Below are 13,555 nucleotides of genomic sequence, written 5' to 3'. Positions count from 1 at the left end.
CGCTCCTCGCGCGGCCAGGTCACTCGCTGAGTGAGGAAAGTTAGGTCATGGCGAAGGCTAGTAAGAATTCGAAGCTCATCAAGATCGTCTACTTTGACGAGGAGTCTGTCTCCGACCTGCTAGATATGGAAGCGGGTGGAAAAGAACTAACTTCCAAGCAGCAGGGCAATGAGCGTGTCGCTGAGGTCGCAACCGAGGCTACAGTCAAGGCGGCAGCCAAATTTAACTGGCTCCCATTCTTCGGCGGATCTGCTGAAGCGGGCGCAGCCGCAAGCGCATCTGCGCTTGGTCGCAGCATCCTTAACAAGACGCTGTCGAATACGATCCTGACCGACTACCTGGATAAGCGCAGGAAGATGTCGGGAATTGTTGAGCTTGAAGACCTCACTCTGACGGCACAGCCTGGTTCTGCTGCTCATACGAAGATGTTTACCCCGTACATGGCCATGGTCGATAGCAAAGAACTCCCGATCAACCTTGCTGCGCTGGACGCTGCTCTGTTATCTGCAAAGGGGTACTACGAGCTTGTAGGTAAGAATCAAGACGGTACGAAATGTATTCTCCGCTTCAATATCCAAGCCTTCCGCAACAACTACGGGTTGGTTGACTTGGGCCGAATGAACCTCGTCTTTCACGGCGTCCTGGTCGGCAAAGCTCTTGAGTCGAGCTTGAGTATGGAAGCAGAGATGAATATCGAAACACCAGCTGCAACTTCCGTTTCTGCTCGCGAGGCTCTCGGCAAGGAAGCTCCGAAACAGCCTGATGCGCTGAATGTCTACGATGTCCTGCTCGCAGGAGTTCAGCATGCAGCCTGAGACGAAGGTGACGGTCTACTACGGACCACTCGCATGGTTTGATGCGACAGTCGCGGAGCAGGAAGAAGAGGGCATCCTTGAAGCTGCGTCAGAGCTAGACGAGCGACGCAAGGAGTTCCGTATTGTCGGCTTTCCCGGCGACAATGAACAGCAAGAGGATGAGCAGTTCGACCGCCCGCAGCGGCTCATTGCAAAGTCTGGCGACTACGCAAGCCTGAGTGAGCATGTGATCTCGAACTTTCCGGGGCTCATTCAAGCACTCCGCCCGCTGGAGGTGCATCTCCATAATCCGCCCGAGCAGATCCGCACGCACCTCGAACGAGCGTTTCGAAGCAGCTTTGAGGTGGAAACCTTTGCATACGCGACAGTTACCAGTAAAGAGCTCAGATCCTTCCGGGACGGATTCGAAGGCCATCTCGTAGGCCAAGAGCGGGTGAGAGACATCATGCTCTCGGCGCTCTACCCGCTGACGCGTTCGCGACACAACAAGCCTGTGGTCGTAATGTTCTACGGTCCATCTGGAGTCGGTAAAACCGAGACAGCGAAGTTCATCAGTGAGCTACTCGGCGGCAAGCTCATGCGCAAGCAGTTCTCGATGTACCAGAACGAGCAATTTGGGTCGTACATTTTCGGCGGTAAGCACAGCGAAGGCTCGTTTGCACACGACCTTTTGGATCGAGAGTCTGGCGTTATCCTCATTGACGAGTTCGACAAAGCCGCGTCTGTGTTCCACAGTGCGTTTTACGAGTTCTTCGACGGTGGCGTGTTCGAAGATAGGAATTACCGCGTAGACGTGGGCCGGTCGTTGATTATCTGCACGTCGAACTATGACTCAGAAGATGAGATCCATAAGGCGTTGGGAGATGCGCTTTTCTCAAGATTTGATGCCTTGATCAAATTCGAACAGCTCGATGCCGAGCAGATCCTTACCGTGGCAGATCGGCTGGCTGAGCGAAAGTTTGCGTCGCTTGACGATGATGAGAAGGCCATTCTGGAGGAAGACTTCCTGAAAGAGCACGCTAGGGTCATGGCCCAAGGCTCGACCAATATCCGCAAGCTTGGAAAATCTGTTGACGAGCTCATCTCAATTCTTCTCGTAGAGAGGCTTCTGGAAAGCGAGCTCGAGGAGTAAGCCTAGGCTCGCCACCCGTTACTGCTTGCGTGGCTGCCCCTTCGGGCGAATCTCGACACCTCGCGCATGCAGCACTCTCGAGATGGTGCTCTTTGAGAGTTAATGTTGCTCAGCGAGCGCTTGGCGCGACGCACCGTTCTCGTATCCTTTAACTAACCGGATCTCCATTTCTTCTGACGGTGCAGCTAGTTTGCGTGTCTCGATGCCCGCTTGAATGAGGATCTTGTTCACGCTGTTTGAGCTGATGCCGAGCCGGGTCCCAACTTCGATCGGCGATAGCCCTGACTCGTAGAGCTCAACTACTTCTTCGCTGTCGATTTCGTCAAGCTTGGTTCTACGCCTCAGCTTGATGTCGTGTCGCCTAAGGACATCAAGCACAGTCCGCCCAGGTCGTCCGATTTGCCGCCCAACCTCCTCTGCGTTCAGTCCGTTCCCATACAGAGCAAGAATTTCCTCGGTTTCCTTACCTGTGACTTGGCGGCCGGTATTGATGCTGTCGCGAGGCTCCGGACTCGATTCTACAGCGACTGAATTAACAGGGGTAAGTTTGAGTTCAGCGAGGTAGCCGAGGGTTTTCATCAATTTTTCTGTGTTAGAGGAACTCAGGCGCACTCGCGAGAGCGGGCCGCGGCCGGCGACAGCGTCTCTCGGGCGTAGGCGATTCGGGCCGAGCGTGCTAGAAATATCGCAGAGCCGAAGGAGCACTGCATGGGACTGTTCAAGAAGACCCCGAAGCCCGAGTCTGAAAATGACGCCGTGGATGCCGAGGTCGATCCGCGGTACGCTCCGCCGACGCAGATCGAGATGATGGAGCACGCCCGCATCCCGGTGTTCCTCTCCAAGATGCACGCAGAGCACCCGCCCCGCTGGGTGACGGTTCACGGCGACCGGCTCGAATCGGTCGTCGGCATCGAATCGGACGAGTACATGGACGACGCCGACAACCACGAAGTCTGGTCGGTCGGCCACTTCGTCGGCGACTTCCCGTTCGTGAAGGACTTCTTGAACTCGGCCCGCCCGGGTCAGACCGCCGTCTTCTCGGACCAGTCGGGGCGCTTCGAACTCGAAGAGGACTGACCCTTCGCTCCCAGGCGCGCACGCAGTGTGCGGGTTGTCTCGCGCCTCGATCGTCAGGTCGAGGATCGGCGCACGGCCTACGCCTCCGGCAGTTCGATCTCGAACATGCGCGCCGCGGCCCGCGCCGACGGCGTACCCGCGTCGAGGTCGGCGCCTGCAGCGATCAGCACGCGGGTCACGTCATCGGCGCGTTTGAACACGGCGCCGGCCACCGGGGTCTGCCCGCGGTCGTTCGCTCGGTCGACATCGGCGCCGCGTTCGACGAGCGCCGCCACGAGCTCCGCGTTGCCGTGATAGGCGGCGAGCATGAGCATCGTGTTGCCCGCGGCATCGGTGAGGTCGACGGGGACGCCCTGATCGACTGCTGCGGTCACGAATGTGGTCTCCCCCGCCCGCGCGGCATCGAACAGCCGGTGGGCGAATGCGATCGCGTCGTCGGCCGCCGGGGCGGGGCCCGTGTTCTCCGTCATGTTCCGCTCCCTCGAAGTCTCGTGCTCGATGCGATCCTATCGCCGCGGTGCGGCGACAGGGATCCCGCACGCCCGAGCGGCGGGACCCCTGAACGCGTCACCACCCGGTCGACAGCACCCGGTCGAGCTGCGCGAGCACGAAATCGGCGCTCTCGACCGTGAGGCAGAGCGGCGGCTTCACCTTGAGCACGTTCGAGCGCTCGGAGGTCGTGAGCACGATCACGCCGAGCTCTCGGAGACGCTCGCAGATCGCGTTCGCTTCGGCCGTCGCGGGCTCGAACGTCGCGCGATCCCTGACGAGCTCGACACCGAGGTAGAGCCCCTCGCCGTGCACGTGCCCGATGAGGTCGTGCTTCTCGGCCAGCGCTCGGAAGCCGTCGGCGAGGTGGCTGCCCACACGCGCCGCATTGCCCTGCAGCTGCTCATCGCGCATGACGTCGAGCACCGCGATGCCGACCCTGCAGCTCACCGCGTTGCCGCCGGCGGTCGAGAAGAACTGGCCCTGCTGCGAGAGCGCGTCGGCGACGCGCTTCGAGGTGATGACGCCGCCGATCGGGAACCCGTTGCCCATCGGCTTCGCGATCGTGATGATGTCGGGCACGGCGCCCGACTGCTCGAAGCCCCAGAAGCTCGTACCCATGCGGCCGAAGCCGACCTGCACCTCGTCGGCGATGCAGAGCCCGCCCGCTCCGTGCACCCGGTCGTAGGCATCGGGGAGGTATCCCTCGGGCAGCAGCACGCCGCCGGCGTTGCCGAGCACTGATTCGCAGATGAAGCCGGCGGCGTCTCGCCCGGCAGCTGCGAGCGCTGCGAGATCGGCCCCGAGATCGGCCGAGTAGCGTGCACCGACCGCGAGGTCGTCGGCGGCGCCCCGGTAGGTGCCGCGGAAGCGGTTCGGCACGTCGGCGATATGGATCCAGTCGGGCCGGCTCTCGAGCGCGTACGGGTTGTCGTACGCGCTCGTCGTGACCGCATCGCTCGCCATCGTCCAGCCGTGATAGGCCTCGCGCAGCGCGATGACGGTCTTGCGCCCCGTCGCGGCCTGGGCGAGCCTGATCGCGAGATCGACGGCCTCGGAACCGGAGTTCACGAGCAGCACGGTGTCGAGACCGTCGCGGCCGTCGCGGCTCTCCCGCACCGCCGGCGGCAGCGTCGCGAGCAGACGCTCGCTGTACTCGGCGAGTTCGCGGTAGAGGAAGCGCGAGTTGGTGTTCAGGATGCGGATCTGCCGATCGACCGCGTCGGCGACGGCCGGGTGCGCATGGCCGATGCCCGACACGTTGTTGACGATGTCGACGTACGAGCGGCCGGTCGTATCGACCAGGTGGTGGCGCCAGCCGCGCTCGATCTGCATCGGCTCTGCGTAGTACCGCTCTTGCGCGCTCGCGAAGATCCGGGTGCGCCGGGCGAGCTCGTCGTCGGATTCGTCGCGCTGCGCGAGCGCGGGCAGACCGAGGAGCGGAGCCGGGTCGGGCGCGAAGCGCCGCCAGGCCGGCGCGAGCTCGGGCACGACGAGCTGCGGCGACGCGAAGTGCGCTTCGGTGAGCGGCAACGCGTCGGGTCGCCGTATGCCGACGGTGACGGTGCGCGTGCCGGCGCTCTGCACGACCGTACCGAGCACCGTCGCGGCCGGTACCGCGGCACCGCGCTCGACGTGCGGCGAGATGCCGCTGATGCCGAGCAGCCAGCCGCCCGCGAGTTCGAGTAGCAGCGCGTTCGGCCCCGCTTCCGCCACCGTCGCATCGACCGGAGCGGCGACCCGCTGCTCGTCGCCGGGGGCGAGGTGCAGCACCGTGTTCGCGGGCCAGGTGGCGGCCGCGTCGGCGGCGTCGGTCGCGGTGCGGGTGAGCCGGTAGACGCCGTACGGCAGTACGGCGGCCGCGGCGCCGTCGGCGAACGCCGCATCGACGAGTACCTGTTCGGCATCGCCCTCGAGCCACTTGCCCGATTCGAGCGATGCCGATTCGACGCCCGCGTCGATGATCGCGACCTCACCGGTCAGGCCCGGGAGCAGCGCCGCGAGCGGCCGCGCGGGCTGCGCGCCTCCGGCCGGGCCGGTCGGCACCGCGACGAGACGCAGCCCCTCGCCGCTCGGCACCCCGGTGAATCCGAGCCGCGCGAGCACCGACTCGGTGGCCGCTGCGAGGGAGTGCAGCGTCGCCGCTTCGAAGATGGCCTGCTCGCCCGCGATGCGCTCACGGGCGTAGTCGTTGCCGCCGTCGATCTCGAGCTGACGCCACCCGCTCGCGACGAGCAGCGCGGAACGGAGCACGATGAGGGGCCAGACGGCCCGCGCCTCCGCCGCGCTGAGCGGCGCCCGTGCGTGGAAGGCCTCGATCGTGTCGAGTACGCGCAACGGACGCTCGGGTTCGTGATGCAGCAGCGACGACGCCGTGACGGCGAGTTCCGCAACGCGCCAGCCGTACCCGAGATCGCCGAGGTCGAGGACGGTGCGCGGGTGCAGGCGCGCATCGGCCCCGCGCTCGCCCATCACATTGTCGTCGGTGAGGTCGCCGTGGATCGCCTGCACGGGCAGCGCTGCGGCGACGGACGCGAGGGCCTCGGCCGCCGCGTTCGCCGCGTCGACGACCCGTGCGCGAAGCTCGTCGTCGAGAATCGCGGGTGCGAGTCGCAGCGTCATCTCGTGGGCGCGTCGCATATCCCAGACGCTGCCGGGGCCGTCGCAGCCCCGGTCGAGTCCTTCGTGCGCGAGCGGGGCGAGCGCCAGCACCGATTCGGCCGCCAGCGCTCCGAACTCGCGCAGCACCGTCGGGGCGAAGTAGCCGGCATCGACCATGGGCTCGCCGGTCGCGAACTCGCTGCGGCGTACGGCGAGGCCGCGCCAGCGCTGGGTGAGCGCCCCGTCGAGCCCGGGCAGCACAGCGGCGACCGCGACCCCCGCCGCGCGGTAGGCGTCGAGCGCCGCGTGCTGGGCGTCGCGCGCCGCATCGCCGAATACCGGGTTGTCGATGCGCAGCACGCTGCGCGTCCCGTCGCCCTCGGTCAGCGCGAAATTGCGATCCTGATTGCTGCCGAGCTCGACCGCCTCGGCCGTGATGCCGTACAGGGTCCGCGCGATCTCCGCCGCGTCTCCCGTCGTCGCTTCCGGGCGCACCAGACCGTCCTGCTGTTCTGTCATCGTGAATACTCCGTCACCGGTGTCGAAGGGAATGCAGTGTGTTGGGTGCCGCGAACCGCGCGTGCGGGGGCACTCTGGCCCGGGCAATGGTGCCGCACAAGCCGGTGATCGTGGAGCGAATCGGGAACGCTCATACCCGTGGAGTCTACAGTCGCGACGCTATCTCCGGGGCGAGGGCGGTGAAGGCCCGCGTGCGGTGCGAGAGCGCATCCTTCTCGGCGGCGCTCAGCTCGGCCGACGAGCGGTTCTCGCCCTCGGGCTGGAAGATCGGGTCGTAGCCGAAGCCGCCGGCGCCCGAGGCCTCGCGCAGCACGCGGCCGTTCCAGACGCCCCGCAGCACGACCTCGTCGGCGTCGACCCCCGCGGTACCGGGCACGACGAGCGCTGCGGCGCACACGAACCTCGCGGCGCGGTGCTCATCGGCGACGTCGGTGAGCTGCCACAGCAGCAGGTCGAGATTGGCCTGGTCGTTGCGCGCCGGGCCGCCCCACCGCGCCGAGAAGATGCCCGGGCTGCCGCCGAGGATGTCGACGGATATGCCCGAGTCGTCGGCGATGGCGGGCAGCCCCGTATGGGCCGCTGCCGCGCGGGCCTTGATGAGCGCGTTCTCCTCGAAGCTCACGCCGTCTTCGACCGGCTCGGGGCCGTCGTAGCCGACGAGCTCGATGCCGGGCACGAGCGGACCGAGGATGCGCTGCAGCTCGGTGAGCTTGTGGGCGTTGTGCGAGGCGAGTACGAGGCGGGTCATGCGCCGGCCCCGGCGCCCTGCGAGGCGAGCGCCTGCTGCTGGATGTCGCGCAGTTCGCCCGCGGATGCGAGCGCCAGGTCGAGCAGCGCGTCGAGCTCGTCGCGGCGGAACGGTGCGCCCTCAGCGGTGCCCTGCACCTCGACGAAGTCGCCCGAACCGGTCACGACGACGTTCATGTCGGTCTCGGCGCGCGAATCCTCGGTGTAGGCGAGGTCGGTCATCGGAACGCCGCCGACGATGCCGACCGAGACGGCCGCGACGCTGTCCTTCAACGGCTGCGCCTTGCGCGCGATATGGCCCGCGGCCCGCGCCCACTCGATCGCATCGGCCATCGCGACATACGCCCCCGTGATCGAGGTCGTGCGAGTGCCGCCATCGGCCTGCAGCACATCGCAGTCGATGACGAGCGTGTTCTCGCCGAGCGCCTTCATGTCGATGACTGCGCGGAGGCTGCGGCCGATCAGGCGCGAGATCTCGTGGGTGCGGCCGCCGATCTTGCCCTTGACCGATTCGCGCTGCATGCGCTCGTTAGTCGAGCGGGGCAGCATCGAGTACTCGGCGGTCACCCAGCCGGTGCCCTTGCCGGCGAGCCAGCGCGGCACGCCGGGGGTGAACGAGGCGGTGCAGAGCACGCGCGTGTCGCCGAACGAGATCAGGGCGCTGCCCTCGGCCTGCGTGCTCCAGCCGCGTTCGATCGTCACGGGGCGCAGCTGTTCGGCGGTCCGGCCGTCGACGCGGGTCATGTTGCTCATCGGTGTCTCCAGGTTCGTTGCGGTGTGGGCGGTGCAGCGCACCGGCGGGTCGGTTACGGCAGTCGGATGGTGCCGGTCGCGAGATGATCGACGACAGGGATCGGCATGCCCAGCATGGTGCGGGCGAGTTCGACGAACGATTCGGTGTCGTCGCCCGTGGCCTCGTAGCGAACGACCGGCGCCCCCGCGCTCTCGGGGCGCAGCAGGCCCTGGACGGTGAGCACGCGGTAGACCTCGTTGGCGGTCTCGATATCGCTCGAGACGAGCGCGACGTCGGGACCGACGACCTGGCTGAGCGCGCCGCGCAGGAACGGGTAGTGGGTGCAGCCGAGCACGAGCGTGTCGATGCCGTGCCGCACCAGCGGGGCCAGGTACTCCTCGGCCGCCGCGATCACCTCCGGGCCGCTCGTGCGCCCGGCTTCGACCAGCTCGACGAAGCGGGGGCATGCGGCCGAGCTCAGGGCGATGTCGGGGCGCATCGCGAACAGGTCGTCGTACGCTCGCGACTGGATCGTACCCTTCGTGCCGATGAGGCCGACGCGCTTGTTGCGCGTGATCGCCGCCGCACTGCGCACGGTCGGGCCGATCACCTCGACCACGGGGACGTCGTAGCGCTCGCGGGCGTCGCGCAGCACCGCCGCGGATGCGGTGTTGCAGGCGATCACGAGCATCTTCACGCCCTGGTCGACGAGGCCGTCGAGCACCTCGAGCGCGAAGCGCCGCACCTCGGCGATCGGCCGCGGGCCGTACGGGGTGCGCGCCGTGTCGCCGACGTAGACCATCGACTCGCCGGGCAGCTGATCCCTGATCGCGCGCGCGACGGTCAGACCGCCGACGCCCGAGTCGAAGACGCCGATCGGCGCTTCCGGGTCGAGATTCATCACCCGAACAGCCTATCGCGCCGCCCTGCCGGCTACTTGATCCACGTGCGGCGATGCAGATCGGTGAGGCCGAGATCGGCGATGCCGGCGTAATGGGCCTTCGCGCCGTAGCCCTTGTTCGAGGCCCAGGCGTAGCCCGGATGCTCGGCGTCGGCTTCGCGCATGACGCGATCCCTGGCGACCTTCGCCCGCACCGATGCCGCCGCGACGCTGGCGCAGGATCGGTCGGCCCCGACGCGGGTGCGCACGTCGAGCGGCGACCTGAGCACGGGCGTCAGCCAGTCGTGCGAGCCGTCGAGGATGATGGCCGCCCGATCGACCGGGATGCCGAGGCCGTGCAGTTCGAGCAGCGCCCGGCGCGCGGCTTCGCCGAGCATCGCGGTGATGCCCGACGCGTCGATCTCGGCGGCGCTCGAGAAGCCGACGACTCCGAGGCCCCAATCGGCGACGACCGGGGCGAGCGTCTCGCGCTTCTTCTCGCTCAGGAGCTTCGAATCGCGCAGCCCCGTCGGGAACTCGCGAACGCCTGCGGCAATCGCATGCGCGCCGACCGCGACCGGGCCCGCCACCGCACCGCGGCCGACCTCGTCGAGACCGATGACGAACGGATAGCCGGCGTCGAACAGCTGCGCCTCGAACTCGAGCGTCGGATCCTTCGACTCGCCCATCGGGATCATTCGCCGGCGGGAGCCGGCTGCGGGTTCATCGACTCCGCGGCGGCCCGCGCCTCGTCGACGCCCGTGAACGTCGCGTCGGGCCGGGTGAACCAGGTGAAGCGCGAGAACGGCCAGTTCAGCACGAAGGCGCGGCCGACGATCTCGTCCTCGGGCACGAAGCCCTTGCCCGGCTGATCCTGGTTGTAACGGGAATCCTTGCTCTGGTAGCGGTTGTCGCCCATCACCCAGACGGAGCCCTCGGGCACCTCGACGCTGAAGTCGATCGCCGAGGCGCGCGTCTCGCCCTCGGGGATGACGATGTAGGGCTCATCGAGCGGCACGCCGTTGACCATGACACGGCCGTCGGCATCGCAGCATTCGACGCGGTCGCCGCCGACGCCGATGACGCGCTTGACGACGTACTCCGCGCTCGTATCGGCCGCGAGCCCGACGGCCTGCAGCAGCTTCTCGAGGCCCTGCGGCGGCAGTGCGCTGCTCGGATGCAGCCAGCCGCCCGGATCCTTGAACACGATGATGTCGCCGCGCTGCACGTCGCTCACCTCGGGCACGAGCTGGTTGACGAGGATGCGATCGTTCACCTGCAGCGTCTGCTCCATCGACACCGATGGGATGTAGAAGCTGCGTACGAGGAACGTCTTCAGCATGAACGAGACGAGGAACGCCACGACGAGGATGACGATGAGATCGCGCAGGAACGACAGCACCCCGTTCCGACTCCGCGAACCGGACTCGCCCATACTCTTGCTCCTGTCCCGGAGGGCCCGCTCGGGCGCATCCACTGATCGGCATCCGTCTGCCGTCCGGCCGCCTGCGAGGGCGACCGGACGGCATCTGCCGGCGTCGCACTCGATCGGCGCCGGTTGCAGCCCGTACAGACGCTTCAGGCTCCCATCATTATTCGAGGGGAGCCTGAGAACGTCGCATGCGGTACTGCGGGGAACGCGATTAGAACTCGCGCTTCTCCTTGACCTTGGCCTTCTTGCCGGTGAGGCCGCGCAGGTAGTAGAGCTTCGCACGGCGCACATCGCCGCGGGTCACGACCTCGATCTTGTCGATCGCGGGCGAGTGGACCGGGAACTTGCGCTCGACGCCCACCTGGAAGCTGATCTTGCGAACGGTGAAGGTCTCGCGAACGCCCTCGCCGTGACGGGAGATGACGATGCCCTGGAACACCTGGACACGCGAGCGGTTGCCCTCGACGATGTTCACGTGCACCTTGACGGTGTCGCCGGCGCGGAACTCGGGGATGTCGCTCTTGAGCGACGCGGCATCGACGTGGTCGAGCTTCTGCATTTCAGTCTCTCTCTGCGCCCGCCGCAAGTCGGAACGCGGAATATCGTATTCAAAGTATGGGTGTGCGTTCACGGACCGTGCGAAACCCTCGCGGCAGCGTCGCGCCGTGGCACAAGGATCTATTATGCCACACTCCGCGCGCGGTGATCACGTCCGGCAGCACGCGCCCGCACTGCGCAGGGCGCTACACCGAGACCGAGACGGCCTCGGCGGCTGCATGAACGGCCAGAAATGGCCGTTCACCTGACGCACAGCGTCAGGACTGGCAGCACGCGCCCGCACTGCGCAGGGCGCTACACCGAGACCGAGACGGCCTCGGCGGCTGCATGAACGGCCAGAAATGGCCGTTCACCTGACGCACGGCGTCAGGACTGGCAGCCGGGGCACCAGTAGAGCTTCCGATTGCCCATCTCCTCGAGCACGATGTTCGTGCCGCAGCGCTTGCAAGGGGTGCCCTCGAGCTTGTACACCCAGTGCCGTTCGTCGCGCTCCTCGAGCGCGCGACGGTACGCATCGCCCTCGAGACCGTCGATCGTCATCATCTGGCCGACCGTGATGCCGATCTCGAGGAGGTGCGCCCAGTCGTCCCAGAGCGCTTCGAGCACCGTGCGGTCGAGCGTGTTGGCGGGGGCATGCGGGTCGAGCCCCGCACGGAAGAGCATCTCGGCCCGATAGATGTTGCCGATGCCCGCGACGATCGACTGGTCCATGAGCACGAGGCCGATCGGCGTGCGCTTCTTCGCGGCGCGCTCGATGAAACGCTGCTTCTCGGCGGCGGTGTTCGCGTTCGCCGGGTCGGGCCCGAGCCGCATCATCACGGCGTCGACCTCCGCCGGCGAGAGCACCTCGCAGGCGGTCGGGCCGCGCAGGTCGGCGCACACGCTCTCGTTCAGCAGCCTCACCCGCACCTGGCCGACGGGTTCGGGTGGGAAAGCGCCCGAGATCTCGCTCTCCTTCTCGTTCTCCGCCATCCGCACCCTCGTGCGGCGCGGGGCGCCGATCGATGTCACCGAGTCCTCGGCGTCGCGATCGATCAGGCGGGCTCCGCCGACGCGGGTGTACTCCCCCGTCTGCCCGTACCGCCCGTACTTCAGGTGCGTATCACCCATGCCGTGGATCATGATCGACGGGTCGACCCTGACGTCGCCCGCGAAATCCCAGGCCCCGTAGATGCCGAGATGCACGCGCAGCCAGCGGTCGCCCTCGAACTCGAGGAACATCTGCTTGCCGACGGCGCGCGCGTCGAGCATGCGCCGCCCGTCGAGCAGCGCGGCCCCCTGGGCGAAGCGCCCCTGCGGGCTCGACACGGCGGGCGAGGTGCCGACGAAGTTCGCACCGAACTGCCGCGCGATGCGGTGGACGCTGTGCCCTTCAGGCATTACAGGGAGTCCACCTGCTTGCCGACGATCGCGCCGGTGCGCTCGTACTCGCCGAGCTGGCCGATGCGGCGCACGTGGCGCTCGTCGCCCGGGAATGGCGTCGCGATGAAGAGGTCGATGAAGCGCATCGCTTCCTCGACCGTGTGCTGGCGCGCGCCGATCGAGACGACGTTCGCGTCGTTGTGCTCGCGTGCGAGCTCTGCGGTGGAGTCGTTCCACACGAGCGCGGCGCGCACGCCCGCGACCTTGTTGGCCGCCATCTGCTCGCCGTTGCCTGACCCGCCGAACACGACGCCCAGCGCTTCGACGCCGGCCGCCTCATCGCGGGCCACGCCGAGCGCCGCATTGATGCAGAACGACGGGTAGTCGTCGAGCGCATCGTATTCGGCCGGGCCGTGGTCGATCACCTCGTGCCCCTGGTCGCGCAGATGCTGCTGCAGCTGCTGGCTGAACTCGAGGCCGGCGTGGTCGGTGGCAACGTGAATGCGCATGGGCTCGATCCTAGCGAGAAGCGAAGGGCGCCGAGAACTGCGGGCCGACGGTGCGACCGCGCTTGAGTTCGTAGAAGCCGGGCACGCTCGCCGCGGCGCGGATGCCGTCCCACAGCTGCAGCGCCAGATCGCCGGTGGGTGCCGGGGTCACGACCGGGCCGAAGAACGCGACGCCGTCGATCGAGATGATCGGCACACCGACGTCGGGGCCGGCGATCTCGAGCGCGTGGGCGGTATTCGCGCGCAGCTGCGCGTCGTACTGCTCGTCGTCCGCGGCGGCCGCGAGTGAGGCGTCGAGGCCGGTCGCGGCGAGCGCCTCGGCGATGATCGCATCGAAGTCGTCGCGCCCGCCGGGGTGGCGGCGCGTGCCGATCTCGGTGTAGAGCGCGGCGACGGCCTCGGGGCCGACCGAGGTGCGCGCGGCCTCGATGACGCGGCCGCAGCGGTGCCCTTGAAGGTGCAGTTCGGCATGGCGGTCGTCGCGGCCCTCGTTGATGACCGTCAGGCTGATCGGGTGCCAGGCGATGGTGAAGCCGCGGGCCTCGGCGACTTCGCTCGCCCAGCGGCTCGTCATCCAGCACCAGGGGCAGCTCGGATCGAACCAGAACTCGACTTCGGGCTGCTCTGACCGTGCAATTGTTTCGCTCATGGCTTCAGCGTAGCCATAGCTCACGGGAATAGGGTGGAGGGATCGGTTGCCG

15 protein-coding genes are annotated in these 13,555 nt (G+C 67.1%); 3 read left to right on the top strand and 12 right to left on the bottom strand.

The genetic code is table 11. The annotated features are described in order from the left end of the window. Positions 1 to 47 precede the first annotated feature (47 nt). Together ACUYTF_RS10935 and ACUYTF_RS10930 are read left to right on the top strand one after the other, a co-directional pair. On the top strand, positions 48 to 815 hold the full coding sequence (locus tag ACUYTF_RS10935; RefSeq protein ID WP_449279813.1) for a DUF6414 family protein: 768 nt from the start codon (positions 48 to 50) through the stop codon (positions 813 to 815). Then, the gene (locus ACUYTF_RS10930) at positions 805 to 1,947 is read left to right on the top strand and encodes an AAA family ATPase (protein ID WP_449279812.1); all 1,143 of its coding nucleotides are present in this window, start codon (positions 805 to 807) and stop codon (positions 1,945 to 1,947) included. Before ACUYTF_RS10935 ends, ACUYTF_RS10930 begins: the two co-directional genes overlap by 11 nt. 99 nt (positions 1,948 to 2,046) lie before the next feature. Here the strand turns inward: ACUYTF_RS10930 and ACUYTF_RS10925 are convergent, their stop codons facing one another. Beyond that, positions 2,047 to 2,526, bottom strand: coding sequence for a hypothetical protein (locus tag ACUYTF_RS10925; protein WP_449279811.1), 480 nt, complete (start codon positions 2,524 to 2,526; stop codon positions 2,047 to 2,049). A 129-nt stretch (positions 2,527 to 2,655) separates the two neighbouring features. Here ACUYTF_RS10925 and ACUYTF_RS10920 point away from each other — a divergent pair, with 129 nt between their 5' ends. Beyond that, the gene (locus ACUYTF_RS10920; protein WP_449279810.1) at positions 2,656 to 3,024 is read left to right on the top strand and encodes a hypothetical protein; all 369 of its coding nucleotides are present in this window, start codon (positions 2,656 to 2,658) and stop codon (positions 3,022 to 3,024) included. A gap of 77 nt (positions 3,025 to 3,101) precedes the next feature. Here ACUYTF_RS10920 and ACUYTF_RS10915 read toward each other — a convergent pair whose 3' ends face one another. The 11 genes from ACUYTF_RS10915 to ACUYTF_RS10865 form a co-directional block, all read right to left on the bottom strand. Further along, a complete protein-coding gene (locus ACUYTF_RS10915; protein WP_449279809.1) occupies positions 3,102 to 3,494 on the bottom strand; it encodes an ankyrin repeat domain-containing protein in 393 nt (130 codons plus the stop codon). Positions 3,495 to 3,591: 97 nt separating this feature from the next. Beyond that, the gene (locus tag ACUYTF_RS10910; RefSeq protein WP_449279808.1) at positions 3,592 to 6,633 is read right to left on the bottom strand and encodes an aminotransferase; all 3,042 of its coding nucleotides are present in this window, start codon (positions 6,631 to 6,633) and stop codon (positions 3,592 to 3,594) included. A 145-nt stretch (positions 6,634 to 6,778) separates the two neighbouring features. Next, positions 6,779 to 7,381, bottom strand: coding sequence for an RdgB/HAM1 family non-canonical purine NTP pyrophosphatase (gene rdgB / locus ACUYTF_RS10905; protein WP_449279807.1), 603 nt, complete (start codon positions 7,379 to 7,381; stop codon positions 6,779 to 6,781). Further along, positions 7,378 to 8,133 (bottom strand): ribonuclease PH, encoded by a 756-nt coding sequence (rph, locus tag ACUYTF_RS10900; RefSeq protein ID WP_449279806.1) that lies wholly within the window; start codon positions 8,131 to 8,133, stop codon positions 7,378 to 7,380. The genes rdgB and rph overlap by 4 nt, the downstream gene beginning before the upstream one ends. 53 nt (positions 8,134 to 8,186) lie before the next feature. Then, positions 8,187 to 9,014, bottom strand: a complete 828-nt coding sequence (gene murI / locus ACUYTF_RS10895; protein WP_449279841.1) for a glutamate racemase — start codon at positions 9,012 to 9,014, stop codon at positions 8,187 to 8,189. A gap of 32 nt (positions 9,015 to 9,046) precedes the next feature. After that, entirely contained in the window at positions 9,047 to 9,682 is a 636-nt protein-coding gene (locus tag ACUYTF_RS10890) for a ribonuclease HII (protein ID WP_434143689.1), read from the bottom strand. A gap of 5 nt (positions 9,683 to 9,687) precedes the next feature. Next, a complete protein-coding gene (lepB, locus tag ACUYTF_RS10885; RefSeq protein ID WP_434143688.1) occupies positions 9,688 to 10,428 on the bottom strand; it encodes a signal peptidase I in 741 nt (246 codons plus the stop codon). A gap of 208 nt (positions 10,429 to 10,636) precedes the next feature. Beyond that, entirely contained in the window at positions 10,637 to 10,984 is a 348-nt protein-coding gene (gene rplS, locus ACUYTF_RS10880) for a 50S ribosomal protein L19 (RefSeq protein WP_434143686.1), read from the bottom strand. Between the two features lie 365 nt (positions 10,985 to 11,349). Then, the gene (locus ACUYTF_RS10875; protein ID WP_434143684.1) at positions 11,350 to 12,363 is read right to left on the bottom strand and encodes a DNA-formamidopyrimidine glycosylase family protein; all 1,014 of its coding nucleotides are present in this window, start codon (positions 12,361 to 12,363) and stop codon (positions 11,350 to 11,352) included. Then, the gene (locus ACUYTF_RS10870; protein ID WP_434143682.1) at positions 12,363 to 12,854 is read right to left on the bottom strand and encodes a ribose-5-phosphate isomerase; all 492 of its coding nucleotides are present in this window, start codon (positions 12,852 to 12,854) and stop codon (positions 12,363 to 12,365) included. Before ACUYTF_RS10870 ends, ACUYTF_RS10875 begins: the two co-directional genes overlap by 1 nt. A 10-nt stretch (positions 12,855 to 12,864) precedes the next feature. Further along, positions 12,865 to 13,503, bottom strand: a complete 639-nt coding sequence (locus ACUYTF_RS10865; protein WP_434143680.1) for a mycothiol-dependent nitroreductase Rv2466c family protein — start codon at positions 13,501 to 13,503, stop codon at positions 12,865 to 12,867. Between the last annotated feature and the right edge of the window lie 52 nt (positions 13,504 to 13,555).

The sequence above is a fragment of the Leucobacter sp. GX0328 genome (assembly GCF_053567315.1).
The sequence above is the reverse complement of the archived record's forward strand: the minus strand, read 5'-3'. Positions and strand labels throughout refer to the sequence as shown.

What these genes read in the sequence shown, in the direction of transcription:
- ACUYTF_RS10930 (WP_449279812.1), top strand. Translation starts at nt 805, where the DNA reads ATGCAGCCTGAGACGAAGGTGACGGTCTACTACGGACCACTCGCATGG.
- rph (WP_449279806.1), bottom strand. Translation starts at nt 8,133, where the DNA reads ATGAGCAACATGACCCGCGTCGACGGCCGGACCGCCGAACAGCTGCGC.
- ACUYTF_RS10910 (WP_449279808.1), bottom strand. Translation starts at nt 6,633, where the DNA reads ATGACAGAACAGCAGGACGGTCTGGTGCGCCCGGAAGCGACGACGGGA.
- ACUYTF_RS10870 (WP_434143682.1), bottom strand. Translation starts at nt 12,854, where the DNA reads ATGCGCATTCACGTTGCCACCGACCACGCCGGCCTCGAGTTCAGCCAG.
- ACUYTF_RS10865 (WP_434143680.1), bottom strand. Translation starts at nt 13,503, where the DNA reads ATGAGCGAAACAATTGCACGGTCAGAGCAGCCCGAAGTCGAGTTCTGG.
- ACUYTF_RS10925 (WP_449279811.1), bottom strand. Translation starts at nt 2,526, where the DNA reads ATGAAAACCCTCGGCTACCTCGCTGAACTCAAACTTACCCCTGTTAAT.
- ACUYTF_RS10875 (WP_434143684.1), bottom strand. Translation starts at nt 12,363, where the DNA reads ATGCCTGAAGGGCACAGCGTCCACCGCATCGCGCGGCAGTTCGGTGCG.
- ACUYTF_RS10915 (WP_449279809.1), bottom strand. Translation starts at nt 3,494, where the DNA reads ATGACGGAGAACACGGGCCCCGCCCCGGCGGCCGACGACGCGATCGCA.
- ACUYTF_RS10920 (WP_449279810.1), top strand. Translation starts at nt 2,656, where the DNA reads ATGGGACTGTTCAAGAAGACCCCGAAGCCCGAGTCTGAAAATGACGCC.
- rplS (WP_434143686.1), bottom strand. Translation starts at nt 10,984, where the DNA reads ATGCAGAAGCTCGACCACGTCGATGCCGCGTCGCTCAAGAGCGACATC.
- ACUYTF_RS10935 (WP_449279813.1), top strand. Translation starts at nt 48, where the DNA reads ATGGCGAAGGCTAGTAAGAATTCGAAGCTCATCAAGATCGTCTACTTT.
- murI (WP_449279841.1), bottom strand. Translation starts at nt 9,014, where the DNA reads ATGAATCTCGACCCGGAAGCGCCGATCGGCGTCTTCGACTCGGGCGTC.
- rdgB (WP_449279807.1), bottom strand. Translation starts at nt 7,381, where the DNA reads ATGACCCGCCTCGTACTCGCCTCGCACAACGCCCACAAGCTCACCGAG.
- ACUYTF_RS10890 (WP_434143689.1), bottom strand. Translation starts at nt 9,682, where the DNA reads ATGGGCGAGTCGAAGGATCCGACGCTCGAGTTCGAGGCGCAGCTGTTC.
- lepB (WP_434143688.1), bottom strand. Translation starts at nt 10,428, where the DNA reads ATGGGCGAGTCCGGTTCGCGGAGTCGGAACGGGGTGCTGTCGTTCCTG.